General features: G+C 39.9%; 14 protein-coding genes. 4 read left to right on the forward strand and 10 right to left on the reverse strand.

Annotated elements, in window-relative coordinates; genetic code table 11:
* Window positions 1-20: 20 nt before the first annotated feature.
* From BGP15_RS21070 to BGP15_RS21090, 5 genes are all read right to left on the reverse strand, one after another.
* Window positions 21-875, reverse strand: a complete 855-nt coding sequence (locus BGP15_RS21070; RefSeq protein ID WP_286770685.1) for an ROK family protein — start codon at window positions 873-875, stop codon at window positions 21-23.
* Complete coding sequence (gene aroC / locus BGP15_RS21075) at window positions 862-1,968, reverse strand: chorismate synthase (protein WP_046671826.1); 1,107 nt, start codon at window positions 1,966-1,968, stop codon at window positions 862-864. Before aroC ends, BGP15_RS21070 begins: the two co-directional genes overlap by 14 nt.
* A gap of 203 nt (window positions 1,969-2,171) precedes the next feature.
* Window positions 2,172-3,422, reverse strand: a complete 1,251-nt coding sequence (gene aroA / locus BGP15_RS21080; protein ID WP_286770686.1) for a 3-phosphoshikimate 1-carboxyvinyltransferase — start codon at window positions 3,420-3,422, stop codon at window positions 2,172-2,174.
* Window positions 3,422-4,534: a chorismate mutase gene (locus BGP15_RS21085; RefSeq protein WP_046671824.1), complete on the reverse strand. Its 1,113-nt coding sequence runs from the start codon at window positions 4,532-4,534 to the stop codon at window positions 3,422-3,424. The genes aroA and BGP15_RS21085 overlap by 1 nt, the downstream gene beginning before the upstream one ends.
* A gap of 46 nt (window positions 4,535-4,580) precedes the next feature.
* A complete protein-coding gene (locus BGP15_RS21090) occupies window positions 4,581-5,405 on the reverse strand; it encodes a prephenate dehydratase (protein WP_046671823.1) in 825 nt (274 codons plus the stop codon).
* A gap of 559 nt (window positions 5,406-5,964) precedes the next feature.
* Here BGP15_RS21090 and BGP15_RS21095 point away from each other — a divergent pair.
* Genes BGP15_RS21095 through BGP15_RS21110 form a run of 4 tightly spaced genes read left to right on the forward strand, consistent with a single transcriptional unit; the run spans window position 5,965 to window position 8,787 of the window.
* On the forward strand, window positions 5,965-6,441 hold the full coding sequence (locus tag BGP15_RS21095; protein ID WP_286770687.1) for a thermonuclease family protein: 477 nt from the start codon (window positions 5,965-5,967) through the stop codon (window positions 6,439-6,441).
* Between the two features lie 14 nt (window positions 6,442-6,455).
* Window positions 6,456-7,322, forward strand: coding sequence for an EamA family transporter (locus BGP15_RS21100; RefSeq protein WP_286770688.1), 867 nt, complete (start codon window positions 6,456-6,458; stop codon window positions 7,320-7,322).
* Window positions 7,319-7,936: an IMPACT family protein gene (locus BGP15_RS21105; RefSeq protein WP_286770689.1), complete on the forward strand. Its 618-nt coding sequence runs from the start codon at window positions 7,319-7,321 to the stop codon at window positions 7,934-7,936. Before BGP15_RS21100 ends, BGP15_RS21105 begins: the two co-directional genes overlap by 4 nt.
* Complete coding sequence (locus tag BGP15_RS21110; protein ID WP_286770690.1) at window positions 7,933-8,787, forward strand: nucleoside phosphorylase; 855 nt, start codon at window positions 7,933-7,935, stop codon at window positions 8,785-8,787. The genes BGP15_RS21105 and BGP15_RS21110 overlap by 4 nt, the downstream gene beginning before the upstream one ends.
* A 103-nt stretch (window positions 8,788-8,890) precedes the next feature.
* Here the strand turns inward: BGP15_RS21110 and rodA are convergent, their stop codons facing one another.
* The 5 genes from rodA to BGP15_RS21135 all read right to left on the reverse strand — a co-directional run bounded on the left by rodA (window position 8,891) and on the right by BGP15_RS21135 (window position 14,629).
* Window positions 8,891-10,156 (reverse strand): rod shape-determining protein RodA, encoded by a 1,266-nt coding sequence (rodA, locus tag BGP15_RS21115; RefSeq protein ID WP_070566007.1) that lies wholly within the window; start codon window positions 10,154-10,156, stop codon window positions 8,891-8,893.
* On the reverse strand, window positions 10,149-12,131 hold the full coding sequence (mrdA, locus tag BGP15_RS21120; RefSeq protein WP_046671818.1) for a penicillin-binding protein 2: 1,983 nt from the start codon (window positions 12,129-12,131) through the stop codon (window positions 10,149-10,151). The genes rodA and mrdA overlap by 8 nt, the downstream gene beginning before the upstream one ends.
* 27 nt (window positions 12,132-12,158) lie before the next feature.
* Window positions 12,159-12,677, reverse strand: a complete 519-nt coding sequence (locus BGP15_RS21125) for a hypothetical protein (protein WP_046671817.1) — start codon at window positions 12,675-12,677, stop codon at window positions 12,159-12,161.
* A complete protein-coding gene (gene mreC / locus BGP15_RS21130; protein ID WP_070566004.1) occupies window positions 12,670-13,512 on the reverse strand; it encodes a rod shape-determining protein MreC in 843 nt (280 codons plus the stop codon). Before mreC ends, BGP15_RS21125 begins: the two co-directional genes overlap by 8 nt.
* Before the next feature lie 91 nt (window positions 13,513-13,603).
* Complete coding sequence (locus tag BGP15_RS21135) at window positions 13,604-14,629, reverse strand: rod shape-determining protein (RefSeq protein ID WP_046671815.1); 1,026 nt, start codon at window positions 14,627-14,629, stop codon at window positions 13,604-13,606.
* Between the last annotated feature and the right edge of the window lie 473 nt (window positions 14,630-15,102).

The raw sequence follows: 15,102 nt of genomic DNA on the forward strand, positions 1-15,102 counted from the left end.
CCAACGGCTGGGATGATATTTTAATTGAATATACTCGCAGCGCCAATCATAGCGGCTTTTTCACCAAGTATTGCTGTATAAATTTGAAATCTTTCAAATTCATTTCGGTCACCAATGAAAATAGGTAGCGCTTTGGCGATATTGCCACCGACTATAAATATTTCAGCAGCATGTTTCTCTGCGAAGAACTGCATAAAATCAAAGAGATGTTTAGCATATTCATCTTTGATGATTTGAAATTCCTTAGTTTCCCGATGATGATCTAAAATATCTTTAAGTCCCGTAACATCTTTTCCTGCTACTTCTTTGAAACGTTTGATGAACCACCGTGTGACAAGAAATTCTTCGAAAATACAATCTTCGTAAGGGCTGTTCCATAGGGCGGCATCATAGGCTTTTTCACCTTGATTCCATACCGCAGATCCAAGTCCAGTACCCAACGTAATTCCTAATATCCGCTTGTTTGTTTGCAAGTTCTGTACGAATATTTCACCTTGTAGGAAGGCTGCTGCGTCATTGATAAAGTGGATAGACGTAGGCGGAAGTCCCAGCTCTTCAGCTAAAAGCGCTTTGACATCCATGTTGTACAGATTGTCATATTTGCTTTGTCCCTGTATCTTAGATATTCCATTTTCGTAGTCAAAGGGTCCCGGCATAGCAATGCCGATGAACTGAATAGGAGCCGGTGAGGTGGCTATGATATCGCGTATAGTTGATGCCCAGGTTTGTAAAATCGTTTTAGCATCTCCTTGAGAAAAAACGTGGTTTCTGGCCACGTTTTCTAAGTATATATTCCATTGTTTTGTGTCAATGATACAGGCAGAAATATGTGTGCCTCCAATATCAACACCTACGACATAATTATCTTGCAGCATGTTTGTAACTTTGATTTTTAAGTAGATGATCCGCGATTACAAGTGCTGCCATAGCTTCCACAATAATTACTGCTCTAGAAACAACACAAGGGTCATGTCTCCCCTTGCCACTTGCAATAGCAGGGTTGCCATGGATATCCACTGTTTCTTGATCTCTCATGATAGTGGCAACAGGCTTAAATGCTACTTTGAAAGTAATATCCATACCATTTGAAATCCCGCCCTGAATCCCTCCAGAAAAGTTGGTATGTGTGTGCACTCGATTTAAATCATGGTCATCTGCTACAAATATATCATTATGTTCGGAACCTCGCAACTCCGAACCTGCAAAACCTGAACCATATTCAAAACCATGTACCGCATTGATGCTCATCATTGCTTTAGCAAGGTCTGCATGGAGCTTATCAAAGACCGGCTCGCCTAATCCAACAGGCACATGTCTGATGACAGCCGAAATACGTCCGCCAACAGTGTCACCTGCTTTTCTGACCGAGTCGATAAACTCAACCATTTCGTTTGCTGTTGCTGGATCTGCACAACGTGCGATGTTGGCTTCCCGCAACTCAAGCAAAGCTTTGAGGTCTTTGGTATCTACATTTGGCGCCTCAATAGTACCTACTCCCGAAACGTGGGCAAAGATTTCGATGCCAAATTGATTCAGAAAGCTTTTTGCTACAGCACCAGCAGCAACACGGGCAGCGGTTTCCCTCGCCGAGGACCGTCCACCGCCACGATAGTCACGTATGCCATATTTCATCTGATAAGTGAAATCAGCATGGGAAGGTCTGAAAATATCTTTGATATGGGTGTAATCTTTCGAACGCTGGTCTTCATTTGGAATAACAATTGCTATTGGTGTTCCCGTTGATTTGCCCTCGAATACGCCAGATAAGATTTGTGCAGTATCACTTTCTTTTCTTTGTGTCGTGATCTTAGATTGACCGGGTTTTCGTTTGTCGAGCTCAGACTGGATAAATTCCTCGTCTATTGTTATATTTGAAGGGCAACCATCAATAATTACACCTATAGCTTTGCCGTGTGATTCGCCGAAAGTGCTAATTCTGAATAAATCGCCAAATGAATTTCCTGCCATAAAAATTAAATTTCAATAAACTTAGATAAATTTGCCTTTAAATGCAATTCTAAAGCACCAGACTGAATACAAATTATGAGTCTGTAACTCGAAGATGGCCTAGTAGATTACATTACAATTTTTGTCCCAAGCTAAAAGGCTATCTGGGAGATTGTATCATAAAACAGAGATTAATATTGATGTTAATCCCTGTTTTTGATATGTTAGTCAATTATAAAAGCTTGCGCTTGTAAATGTTTCCAAAAATCAGGATATGACTTTTCTACAACTTGAGGTTCAGCAATCTTGATTTGGTCAAAAACTAAAGCCAAAGGTGCGAATGCCATCGCCATGCGGTGATCCTCGTAAGTCTCGAAGGTCACATCTTCTGGTTGATATACACCTGCAGTTTTCAGATGGTATGTGTCACCATCTTCGATCAATTCAGCACCGAACTTCGCGATTTCGGTCTGCAATGCAGCAATACGGTCGGTCTCTTTAATCTTTAAGGTTTCTAGACCTGTAAAGGAAACATCACGTTTTAAAGCAGCTGCGACAACGACTACTGTTTGCGCAAGATCAGGGCATTCTTTAAAGTCGAACAAGGTTTTGTCTGAATTGATTTCTTTTTTAGTTAAATGCAATCCATCCGATTCAAAGCTCGAATAAACCCCAAAATGCTCCATAATGTCTGTGATGGCAATATCGCCCTGTAAACTATGTTGTCTTAGCCCGGGCAATACGATCGAGGCATCTGCATCAGCTAGTGCTACAATAGCATACCAATAGGATGCTGCGCTCCAATCTGGTTCGACATATATGGTTTGCTTTTCAAATGCTTGCGGTGCAATTTTAATCGCATTCTCCGTCCATTCATATTGGATCCCGACACTTTTAAGCATATCCAAAGTCATGGATACATAAGGTCTGGAAGTTAATTCGCCTTCAATCTCTAAGGTAAGTCCCTTTTTTAATGCCGGAGCAATTAATAGCAGGGCCGATATATATTGACTGCTGATATTTCCTTTAATCTTAACACGGTCTTTTCCTTGAAATAATCCGCCTTCAATCTTCAAAGGAGGGTAACCCACCTTTTTTTCATAATGGATTTCGGCACCAATTTCTTTCATGGCATCGACCAATATCCCAATTGGACGCTGTTGCATGCGCTCTGTCCCTGTCAGGATAAAATTGCCTTTAACAAGGTTGAGGTAAGCTGTAAGGAAGCGCATAGCTGTTCCTGCAGGGCCTATGTCAATTGTATTATAACCAGGTTGCGGTTCTGACGCGATTTTTAATACGCGGTTTAGAGTAACCGTATCTGCAGCCTCAGAGAGGTTGGCTATTTCAACTTGTCCTTTGCTCAGCGATTGGATAATAAGAGCACGGTTGCTCTCAGATTTTGAACCTGTGAGTTGGACCTTGCCCTGTATCTTTTTTGCAGGATGCGTCAGCGTGATGACTTGTTGATTCATTATGCTTCTGCTGTTGGTTGCTCTTGCGTATTCATGACCGCATTTTGTTTGCGGATAGATTCGTTGTGAATTAATTCGAGGAATTTCGTCGCAAATTCGCTACCCAAAGAAAGCGCTTCCGCTAATTTTGTGCGTTTTTGAACAATTTCATCCCAACGGTTAACTTGCAAAATTGTCACGTTGTTATCGCGTTTGTATTCGCCGATTTTCTCAGCAATTTTCATGCGTTCACCAATTTTTTGGATGATCAAATCGTCTAATTTGTCGATGTTGCTACGCAATTCTGCTAATTTATCTTCAAATGAAGGGTTGTCCGAAGCAGCTTTACGTAATGTTAAATGGTCGATCAACTCGGCCAATGCAGCTGGCGTTACTTGTTGTTTTGCGTCAGTCCAAGCGACAGATGGATCGATATGTGATTCGATAATCAATCCTTGCATATCCATATCCATTGCTTTTTGTGCGATGTATGGTAACAATTCGCGGTTTCCACAGATGTGACTTGGATCGTTGATGATCGGTAGGTTTGGACAAGCCGTTTTTAACTGAATCGCTAAATCCCACATTGGTTCATTACGGAATGCTGTTTTCTCGTACGATGAGAAGCCTCTATGAATAGCTCCTAATTTTTTGATACCAGCACGGTTGATACGTTCCAATGCACCGATCCACAGCGATAAATCGGGGTTTACAGGGTTTTTAACAAATACTGGAATATCTACGCCTTGCAAAGCATCAGCAATTTCTTGTACAGTAAATGGATTTGCCGTTGAACGTGCACCTACCCATAGTACGTCCACACCAGCAGCCAAAGCTTCTTCCACGTGTTTTGCTGTAGCAACTTCAGTAGCTGTTAATAAACCTGTTTCTTCTTTCGCTCTTTTCAACCACTCCAAACCAATTGAACCGATACCTTCAAATTCTCCCGGACGTGTACGTGGCTTCCAGATACCAGCGCGTAAAATATTTACTTTTCCGGTATTTGCCAACAAATGCGCTGTTGATACCAGCTGCTCTTCTGTTTCTGCGCTACAAGGACCTGCGATAATTAAAGGTTTGTCTCCTGTATCCAACCAAGATTTTAAAGGAGTGATGTCTAATGTATTTTTCATGTTAAGTTTGATTATCTATTTTAATATTGTCTGCGTAAATTGTTAATTATAGTTTTTCGTTTTTGACATACTCGCCCATAATATTGAAATTGACACTATGTTTGAGTACTTTACGTATAGCTGCTTCGTAGTCTGTTTGTTTTTTCCATTCTACGTCGACGAAAAAATCATATTCATTGCGTTTTCCGATTACCGGCATTGACTGAATCTTGCTCAAGTTGATATTCTGTTCAGCAAAACATTGTAAAATAGTCGCCAGAGATCCCACTGTATTTCCTGTTTGGAATGATAATGACGCTTTATTGGCATTTTTATGTTCGACAACCTCATTCGATAGTACGAGGAAACGCGTTGCGTTCTTTTTATTGGTTTCGATTCTCTTTTCTAATATTTCAAGACCATATATTTCAGCGGCCAATGTCCCTGCAATTGCCGCAGTATCCGTCAATTTTCGCTCGGCAATCATTTTTGCAGTTGCAGCCGTATCAGATCCCTCGGTTATGCGTACGCCCTCAAGTTCAGAAAGAAATTCTTCGCATTGGCGAATAGCAATCGGATGCGATTCGATGTGTTTGATATCCTTTAATTTAACGCCCGGCAATACCATGAGATTCTGTTGGATGTTTAGGTAAACTTCCCCAGTGATATGGAACTTGTAATCTCTCAATAAATTATAATTCGGCAATAAGCTTCCCGCAATTGAATTTTCGATCGCCATAACGATATAGTCGACTTTTCTTTGCTTCAGCAATTCACAAGTTTTTTTAAATGAATCACATTCTACAATTTCAACTTCTCTTCCGAAAAATTTAAATGCGGCCTCTTCATGAAATGAAGCCTTTGCTCCCTGTATTGCAATTTTTAAACTCATTGTTTTTTGTTCGCTATGTTGTCTCCAAAAAAAAAGAGTCCCGATCATTTGAACCGGGACTCTTCTTGTTTGTATTTTTTATGATTTATACACAATCTAATCCCGGCTCTTATTTTTAAAATAAAAGAAGTTAAAATAGAAATATGTATATGTTCTGTTCATCCTGTTGTTGTTTGACATTTCAAATGTACGAATGTTTTTGAAATATCAAAGAAAAAAATAATTTTTTATTGAAAATATCTGATTTATTTAATGAATTTTTGATGTGTTTTTGATGTGTTTTTTTAGCTGAATTTTACTTGTTTATTTTTAATTTTTTTTGAATTTTATTTTATTATAATATTGATTTTTAGTATTTTAATGGTTTTTATTGTCATAATTTTTCTATAATAAGCTCTATTTTTGTGTTATTTTATGTGTAATAAATGGTGTTATTTTTACGTGTTTTTTAGCTATATTTTTATATTAAATTTAGGTGTTTTTAATGTTAATATTATTGTTTTTTTTGGCTGTTTTGTTAAAAAAGTATTTTACTACCTTTGGGCAAACGCTGGATTTTATGCTAAAACGAATTAATTTTTATGTGTGTGTAAGTGTGATCTGTTTGGTGTTGACAGGTTTCACTTTTAAAGGAGAGGAAAAGGACGCCAAAGTAAAGCGTGTTATTGATGGCGATACCTTTGTCATTGAAAATGGAACCCCAAAAGGGGAGAAAGTTAGGTTGATAGGAGTAGATGCTCCGGAAACGAGACGTACTGCGCGGAAGGAATTCGGGTACTATGGTCAAGAAGCAAAGCAGTATTTAACGACGATGTTAAACGGCAAAAGTGTTAAGTTGGTCTTTGACGTTGGAAAACGGGATCGGTATGGAAGACTTCTTGCCTATGTGTATGTTGGAAAGAAATTTATCAATCGGGATTTGGTTGAACAAGGGTATGCAGTATCCTATACGCTGGCACCAAATGTACAATATGCAGAATTATTTGTAAAATTGGAGCGTCAGGCTCGTCAGGAGAAACGTGACCTTTGGAGATAAATGAAATTTGAATCATGATTTTTGTTTTATTAAGTGTCATCTGCAGCGTCACCGTTGCTGTTTTATTAAAATTGGCAAAACAAAATGGAGTTGAAACCAAACAGGTTATCGTTTGGAATTACCCCATGGCAGTTGCACTGACCTATTTTGTCTTACAACCAAATCTAAAATCGCTGGTATGGGATGCTATGCCGATGACGTTGTATATGAGCCTGGCGATATTACTTCCTGGAATGTTTGTTTTTATTGCTTTGTCCATTCGCTATAGCGGTTTGGTCAAGACAGAGATTGCACAGCGCCTATCGTTGTTCATACCCTTGCTTGCATCATTTTTCTTTTTTCATGAAAAAATGGAAGGACACAAGATGCTGGGAATAGCTCTTGGTTTATTGGCCATCCTATGTTCTATTGGTTGGCAAAAGAATCAGCATGTTAGTTCGGCAGACAGTCGTTATAAAGCGCTTTACCCGTTATTGGTATTTATCGGTATGGGCATAATTGATATCCTCTTCAAACAAGTCGCCTTGCATGTCGATATACCTTATATCAGTTCCCTATTTATTATCTTTGTGATGGCGATGTCTATTGCAATGGTGCTATTGCTGTATTTCCTTTTTGTGGAAAAACAACGTTTTTCAAGGCAAGCTATGGGCTATGGATTGGTTTTGGGTGTATTTAACTTCTGTAACATCCTATTCTATATGAAAGCGCATCGTGCGCTACCAGAAAATCCATCAGTTGTATTTACGGGGATGAACATTGGCGTAATTTCATTGGGTGCGTTAATCGGCGTCTTATTTTTTAAGGAAAGGCTATCGTTGTTGAATTATCTAGGTATAGCGCTTTCTATTGTTTCAGTTTTAATCATAGCATATCTATGAGTTTATTTGAAGATACTTACCGGACTATCAATGCAAAATACGAGGGAATTTTTAGGGATAAGGGAAGTAAGTTTATTGCTTATGCTTTTCCTTTTAAATCCGAAGATCAATTAAAAGATTTGATCTTGGAAGTGAAAGCGATTCACCCGAAAGCGAGGCATCATTGTTGGGCTTATCGCCTCACACCTGATCGCGCGGTCTTTCGTGTAAACGATGATGGAGAGCCTTCGGGGACTGCAGGACGACCTATTTTAAACGTTCTGCTGTCTATGGATGTCACCAACGTTATCGTAATTGTCGTTCGTTATTTCGGTGGTACTTTGTTGGGGGTTCCAGGCTTGATTAATGCCTACAAATCAGCAACCCAAGATGCTTTGACCCATGCCGAAATTATCGAGCGTACAGTGAATGACCATTATAGTATTACCTTTGATTACCTGCATATGAATGATATTATGCGGATCATAAAGGAAGAGGGCGTGGACATTGAAAAGCAAGAGTTTGATAATCAGTGTTATTTGGAGTTTGAAGTCCGAAAAATGCAAGTCAATCGAATTGTGGATCGGTTTTCCAAAATAGAAGGTTGTCAGTTAAGCTATTTGTATACAATATGATCAACGCATCGGAATTGATTTTAAATGCAGATGGAAGTGTATACCATCTGAATTTATTGCCGGAAGATCTGGCAGGTACAGTAATTACAGTTGGCGATCCAGACCGTGTAGCCAAAGTCTCGAAGTACTTTGACCGTATTGAACTCAAAAAAGGGAAGCGTGAGTTTATTACGCATACCGGCTATCTGGGAAATAAACGGTTGACGGTAATCTCAACAGGTATAGGTACCGATAATATTGACATTGTGTTGAATGAACTGGATGCACTGGCAAATATTGATTTTGCCAATAGAACAGTAAAGTCGACGCTCAGCTCATTGCATATTGTACGCATTGGAACTTCTGGAGCAGTACAACAAGATGTCGAGATGGGAACTATTTTAGCCTCTGCTTATGGAGTAGGTCTTGATGCATTGATGAACTATTATCAGGGATCTTACGACGGCGAGGAGCAGGCACTTCAGGTAGAACTAGCCAAATATTTCTCTGCATTAAACCTAAACCCCTACGTTGCGAAAGCTGGTGCAGGCCTTTTGGATCGAATTGCCTTTGATTTACCGAAGGGAGTTACGTTAACTGCGCCCGGATTTTATGCTCCGCAGGGAAGGACTGTCCGCTCCACGAATACGATTCCTAATTTTATAGATTTGATCAACTCCTTTCAATATAAAGGTCAGCGCTTCACCAACCTGGAAATGGAAACAGCTGGTATTTATGCGTTGGCTAATATGTTTGGACATCAAGCTTTATCCATCAATGCGATCTTGGCAAGTCGGGTAGATGGCCGGTTTTCTTCCGCACCTGAAGAAGTTGTTGATAAGGCCATACAGCTCGTTTTGGAACGCATTTAACAATTTTTCTGCGTCATGCAGAGGCGATGATAGTTTTTCTCAATGATGCGGTAAAAGAGTTGAAAAGAATTAAATATTGATTCAAATAGAAAAGGAGTTGTTTTTAGACAACTCCTTTTCTATTTGAATCAAATTTAAGCATGATGAACAGTAAAATGGTGAAACTCCATAAGGATGAACCACCATAACTGATAAAAGGCAGCGGAATACCGATAACCGGAACAATACCGATGGTCATACCGATATTGATGAATAAGTGAAAAAAGAGAATGGACGCTACACCGTATGCATATATCCTGGCGAAGGCTGAACGCTGTCGTTCGGCTATATGAATAATGCGAAGCAGTAGGGTGAGATAGATAAGTAATAAGGTAACCGATCCAACAAATCCCCATTCTTCTCCAACGGTGCAAAAAATAAAGTCCGTGCTCTGCTCAGGTACAAAGTTGTATTTTGTTTGCGTTCCCTGCAGGTAACCCTTGCCTAGGAGCTGTCCTGATCCAATTGCAATCTTCGACTGATTCAAATTATATCCTTTTCCTTTAGGGTCTTCCATTTTACCCAGGATAATGTCAATACGGTCACGTTGATGAGGTTGTAGCACATGCTCATACACCAGGTCCACACAGAGAATAAATACAGCGCATGCAGCAAAAAGTATACTGAGATTGATAATGTATTTTCTTCTCTTGCGGTAGTTCCACATGACAAGGCCAATAAGCAATGCTAAAATCAAGATAAGTATCCAAGGATTGACCAATAAAGAAAGAACAAAAAGTAAAATGCAGAGCCCGCCAAATATAAGCAGTTCATTATTTACATAGCCTTCACGATAGAATACAAAAATCAACGAAAAGAACGCAAGGGCAGATCCCGTATCGGGCTGCAGCATAACTAAAAATACAGGAAATAAGACAATACCGGCTCCCATGGCCAGTGTCTGCATGGTCGGTGCTTTATTGCTCTGAGCGCTCAAAAAGTTAGCTAAGAGCAGACAGGTCGAAAGTTTGGCAAACTCAGAAGGTTGTAAGCGGAAAAAACCTAGGTCAATCCACGCTTGGTTTCCGCCGACATTTCGCCCTACCACGAGCACGATGACAAGCAATACAGCTGTTATACCATAAAATATCGGTGAGGCGGAACTGAAAAATTTCGCGTCTATGATGAGAATGGATACCCCTAGAATAATTGCGGAAACAAGATATAAAGACTGTTTTCCATAATTGGTTCCTAAGGTAAAGAAATTGGGCATTTCAGGATTAAACACCGCTGCACGGATATTGAATAAGCCGATTAAGCATAGCGCAAGCCAAAGCGTGATGGTTAGCCAGTCTATCTTTCCAAAAAAACTTGTTTTTTGATTATTCATATCTTCTCTTTATCTCGCTATGGTGAACAATTGTTTCCTTTGGTTTTGTTAAAGCTGCCAGCTGGCGTTTTGATTTTAACGTGTCAGTTTTCGATTTGACTGAGTCTGTCTTTTTTACATCTTTAGTCTTTGGATCCACAACTTTTTTGGGTGCAGGAAGAAAATTTGCTTTATAAATGCGGTCCTGAATATATTTTGGTGCAGTTATCGTGTCTTTGAGGTATTTCTCAACCATCATACTTGCGATAGGTCCTGCCCAGGTTCCACCGTAACCCGCGTTTTCAACAAAGACAGCAATAGCAATTTTAGGGTTTTCTCGTGGGGCAAAAGCAAAGAAAACGGCATGGTTTTCACCATGTGGGTTTTGCGCTGTACCTGTTTTTCCGCACATTTCGATGCCCGGGATACGATTGGCCCAAGCGGTACCTTCGGGTGTATTAACAGCATCACTCATCCCTTGGATAACAACAGGATAGTACCGCTCATCCACTCCGGCACTGACTTTTTCGGTAAATTCCTTCTTGGCAATTTTCTGTGCACCAATACCTTTAATCAAATGGGGTCTGTAATAAAAGCCTTTGTTGGCAACGATAGCCATAATGTTGGCCATTTGCAACGGTGTTATTCCCATTTCCCCTTGTCCGATCGATAAGGAGATATTGAAACTTGAACGCCATTTATCGTTACCGTATCTTTTGGTATAAAAATCTGATGTCGGCAGTAAACCCGGCTTTTCACCCGGTAGATCAATGCCTAGTTTATGGCCAATTCCAAACTGTGTCACGGCATTGCGCCATAGATCGTAGGCCTTAGGTCCCGAAAGCCCACGTCCGTCGATCATCTTAGCATAGGTAAAACCATAATAGGTATTACATGATACGGCTACAGAGCGCTGTAATGTGGTTGATCCATGATAGTGCGTACAGCCCATCCAGCCGCGTCCACCACCATAGCTGTATCCATGTGGGCAGAAAAATACGGTATTACGATCAATAACACCAGCCTGCTGCGCAGTCAATGCTGAAACAACTTTAAATACAGAGCCTGGAGGGTAGGAGGCTTGAATAGGGCGGTTAAAAAGTGGTTTGGTTTCGTCTTTCAATAATTTCATATAATTATTGCCAGACTGCCTGCCGACCATCATGTTGGGGTTGTAACTCGGGCTACTGACATAGGCCAAGATTTCACCCGTTGCAGGCTCAATGGCAACTATGGACCCCAATTTATTTTTCATGAGGTTCTCCCCAAGAATCTGAAGGTCTTTATCCAAAGAGGAAACCAGTCCTTCCCCTGCAACAGCAAGTGTGTCGTATTTCCCCTCCATAAACACCCCTTTCGGACGGTTCAACGCATCAACCATTAAGTTGTTGACACCGCGTTTTCCACGAATAAGGTCTTCATAAGAGCGTTCTACTCCACTGCGACCAATGTAGTCACCACTACGATAAAACCCATTGGAGCGTTCAATATCTTTATCATTTACCTCACTTACATATCCTAAAAATTGAGCTGCTATGCTGTCGGGGTAACTTCGGATTGTTCTTTTTTGAACATAGAAACCACGAAATTGATATTGGTATTCCTGATATTGAGCCCATGTCCGTACAGACAGCTGTTTTTCAAAAATAGATGCACGGTAAGGCGAGTGCACTCTTGCCTTTTCCATCCGTTTGATAAAGCCCTCCTTGTCAATGTCTATCAATTTGCAAAACAAAGCGGTGTCGATTTCTTTCACCTCACGCGGAGTAACCATAAGATCATATACCGGTTCGTTCTGAACCAATACCTTTCCCTTTCGGTCCAAAATAACCCCTCTGGCGGGGTACACAATGACCTTGCGCATGACATTGCTGTTTGCGGAATGTATATAGGAATCGTCTATGATCTGTAAATAGAATAAGCGGGCCACCAAGGTCAATGTGATGGCAATAAAGATTCCTGAAACGACGTACTTACGCGCAAAAAAACTGTTCATAGAAATGAATTTCTATCCATCGATTTACTACAACCGATCTTTCTTTTTGTAGAATAATATGCTAAATAATAGCATGATAATTACTGTAAATATACAACTTAAAACGATACTCAATAAGGTGTATTGGATGTGCTGGAAGGAAAAAGATTCCAAGAGATACAAAAATGTATGATGAATCAATGTTCCGAAAAAGATGTAGGAAAAGAACCAGCGAATATTCATGAAGCCTAACATCGGGGTAAAGAAAGATTCGCGTTCTTCAACTTCAAGCGTAATTTTCATGAAGAAAATACGGAAGGCTGCTAGTGCAACACAGGCTGCGGTATTGACCCCAAGGGTATCATAAAACGAATCTACGGTAAGTCCCGTGAGAAATGCGATCAAATACACCAGGAAATTAGGTGTTCCTGTAGGAAGTAAAAAAATAAATAAGATATAAGGAAATGCAGCGACCAGATTGTAATAACCGATATTTTGAAATAGGAAAACTTGCATCCCTATCAAAACGATAAATCGAATAATATTAAATATTAAAATCCTAGCCATTGTCCTTTGTCGATTCTTCTAGTGTCTTTAATTCTTTATTTAACAAGTCTTTTACAACGTAGACATGTTGCAAGTTGGAGAAATTGGTACTCAACAATAGTCTAAGATCCAAAAAAGCGTCTCCTGAAGAGATCCCCGTCTGAATGACCGTTCCAACAAAAATTCCTTTTGGAAAATGTCCTGAATATCCTGAGGTGTACACTTTATCTCCTTTGTTGACTTTGATATGGTTTGGAATTTCCTTGACCATTGCCGCGCGGTAATCCATGCTATTGCCCCATACCAACGAGCCGAAAACCTCGGTGTGGCCTAATGTTACGGATATACGCGTATCGGGATGCAATAGGGATTGCACTGTCGAGAAGTTTTGGGAAACATTCAATACGATACCAACTACTCCGTTGGGAGCGATAACACCCATACCTCGCTCTATACCATCTTTACTGCCTTTATCGAGTGTGATCGTATTTGCCTTTTGGTGAATGCTATTGTTGATGACATTTGCAATAATAAATTCGTAACGCCCAAACTCACTGCTATCGATTGCCGGGACAGGACCGATCTTGATGCTGTCTGTTGATCGATAGGCTTGTAAGTCCTTTCTCAGTTGTGCATTTTCCTTTGCAAGTGCATCGTTGGTCTCCCCGAGGTGCAGGTAGCTTTTCCAGGAATTGACCTTTGCATACAGGCCTCCGATGATACTATTTGAAGAATTTAAAACAGAATTACGTTGGAAAGAATTGTTGGTGATCACCAAAAATAACGAGAATCCAAAAAATAGGATAAACCAGAAGAATGCATTATATCGTCTCAGGAATAACCAAAGGTTTCTCATTTTTTAATGTGGGTATTTAATAAGCAAGCGATATAATAGTTTTGCATATTATATCGCTCTTTAATAAAATATTGTTATTAATTATCGAACGTTATGATTGCATCAAGAATTTAAATCGTCCAATATTTTTAAGTGCAATACCAGTTCCTCTTACAACAGCACGTAATGGATCTTCAGCAATATGCACTGGAAGTTTAGTTTTCGCTTGTATACGACGGTCCAAACCACGCAACAATGCACCACCACCGGTAAGATAAATACCTGTTTGATAAATATCCGCTGATAATTCTGGTGGAGTGATTTCAAGTGCTTTTAAGATCGCTTCCTCAATTTTTGATATGGACTTATCCAGACAATGCGCTATTTCGGTATAAGAAACAGTAATTTGCTTAGGAACACCCGTCATCAAATCACGACCTTGAACGGCGAAATCTGCTGGTGGTTCCTGTAACTCAGGAAGAGCCGCACCAACTTCAATTTTTATTTTTTCAGCCGTACGTTCACCGATCATGATATTATGTTGTCTTCTGATGTATTGAACGATGTCTGAGTCGAAGTTATCACCTGCAACACGAATAGATTGGTCACACACAATACCCGATAAAGCGATGACAGCAATTTCAGTGGTACCACCACCGATATCGATAATCATATTACCCATTGGTTCTTCCACATCAATTCCGATGCCGACAGCAGCAGCCATGGGTTCATGAATTAAGTAGACTTCTTTCGCACCAGCAATTTCCGCTGAATCGCGTACAGCTCTTTTCTCTACTTCCGTAATACCGGAAGGAATACAAACAACCATACGTAGGGAAGGGAAAAACCAGCTCTTACCATTGTTTACCAATTTGACCATACCTCTGATCAGGTGTTCAGCTGCCGTAAAATCAGCGATTACTCCATCACGTAAAGGACGTACTGTCTTTATATTATCGTGTGTTTTACCCTCCATTTGCATGGCCTGGCGACCAATGGCGATCACTTTGTTTGTGGTGCGGTCAAATGCAACAATAGAAGGTTCATCCACTACTACTTTGTCATTATGAATTATTAGGGTATTTGCAGTACCCAAGTCAATCGCAACTTCTTGCGTAAACCAATTAAATAAGCCCATCTGCTAATCCTTAAGCTATTTTAAAATAATATGCAAACCTACACAAAAAAAATTAATCTTTTTGAGGTTATACATCAAAAAAAACTATATTCTGAAAGTAAATTCTATCTGGAAAAAACTGTCTTTAAATTTAACGAATATAATCTGTAATTCTTACGTCCCGGCTGAAGTTATTTTTAATCAGACGCCGTGTTAAATTAAGAAATAAGTGGGTGTTTTTTAAATCATGGAGCACAAGGAGCAAGAATCCAAAAGTGAAAAGGTGGTTTTGAAAACTAGCTAAAGACTCAAATGCTATGAAGAGCTGATAAGCGAAGCCGTCACAACGTTTTAGAAGCCTATTCAGTAGGTTAATATGGCGAAGAGAACAGCTTCAGAAGGTTAATAAAGATAAAAGAAACAGCGGCATTATCGTTTGGGATAATGTCGCTGTCGGGCTACTGAAATATGTTTATTTAGACTCCAATAGGAAG

It is taken from the genome of Sphingobacterium sp. 40-24, assembly GCF_001899705.1.
In the GTDB taxonomy this organism is placed as follows: Bacteria; Bacteroidota; Bacteroidia; order Sphingobacteriales; family Sphingobacteriaceae; genus Sphingobacterium; species Sphingobacterium multivorum.

Excerpts from the sequence above, each read along its gene's own strand:
- BGP15_RS21095 (WP_286770687.1), top strand. The coding sequence starts at position 5,965 with ATGCTAAAACGAATTAATTTTTATGTGTGTGTAAGTGTGATCTGTTTG.
- BGP15_RS21110 (WP_286770690.1), top strand. The coding sequence starts at position 7,933 with ATGATCAACGCATCGGAATTGATTTTAAATGCAGATGGAAGTGTATAC.
- BGP15_RS21070 (WP_286770685.1), bottom strand. The coding sequence starts at position 875 with ATGCTGCAAGATAATTATGTCGTAGGTGTTGATATTGGAGGCACACAT.
- BGP15_RS21125 (WP_046671817.1), bottom strand. The coding sequence starts at position 12,677 with ATGGCTAGGATTTTAATATTTAATATTATTCGATTTATCGTTTTGATA.
- mrdA (WP_046671818.1), bottom strand. The coding sequence starts at position 12,131 with ATGAACAGTTTTTTTGCGCGTAAGTACGTCGTTTCAGGAATCTTTATT.
- BGP15_RS21135 (WP_046671815.1), bottom strand. The coding sequence starts at position 14,629 with ATGGGCTTATTTAATTGGTTTACGCAAGAAGTTGCGATTGACTTGGGT.
- aroC (WP_046671826.1), bottom strand. The coding sequence starts at position 1,968 with ATGGCAGGAAATTCATTTGGCGATTTATTCAGAATTAGCACTTTCGGC.
- BGP15_RS21085 (WP_046671824.1), bottom strand. The coding sequence starts at position 4,534 with ATGAAAAATACATTAGACATCACTCCTTTAAAATCTTGGTTGGATACA.
- BGP15_RS21090 (WP_046671823.1), bottom strand. The coding sequence starts at position 5,405 with ATGAGTTTAAAAATTGCAATACAGGGAGCAAAGGCTTCATTTCATGAA.
- rodA (WP_070566007.1), bottom strand. The coding sequence starts at position 10,156 with ATGAATAATCAAAAAACAAGTTTTTTTGGAAAGATAGACTGGCTAACC.
- mreC (WP_070566004.1), bottom strand. The coding sequence starts at position 13,512 with ATGAGAAACCTTTGGTTATTCCTGAGACGATATAATGCATTCTTCTGG.
- aroA (WP_286770686.1), bottom strand. The coding sequence starts at position 3,422 with ATGAATCAACAAGTCATCACGCTGACGCATCCTGCAAAAAAGATACAG.
- BGP15_RS21105 (WP_286770689.1), top strand. The coding sequence starts at position 7,319 with ATGAGTTTATTTGAAGATACTTACCGGACTATCAATGCAAAATACGAG.
- BGP15_RS21100 (WP_286770688.1), top strand. The coding sequence starts at position 6,456 with ATGATTTTTGTTTTATTAAGTGTCATCTGCAGCGTCACCGTTGCTGTT.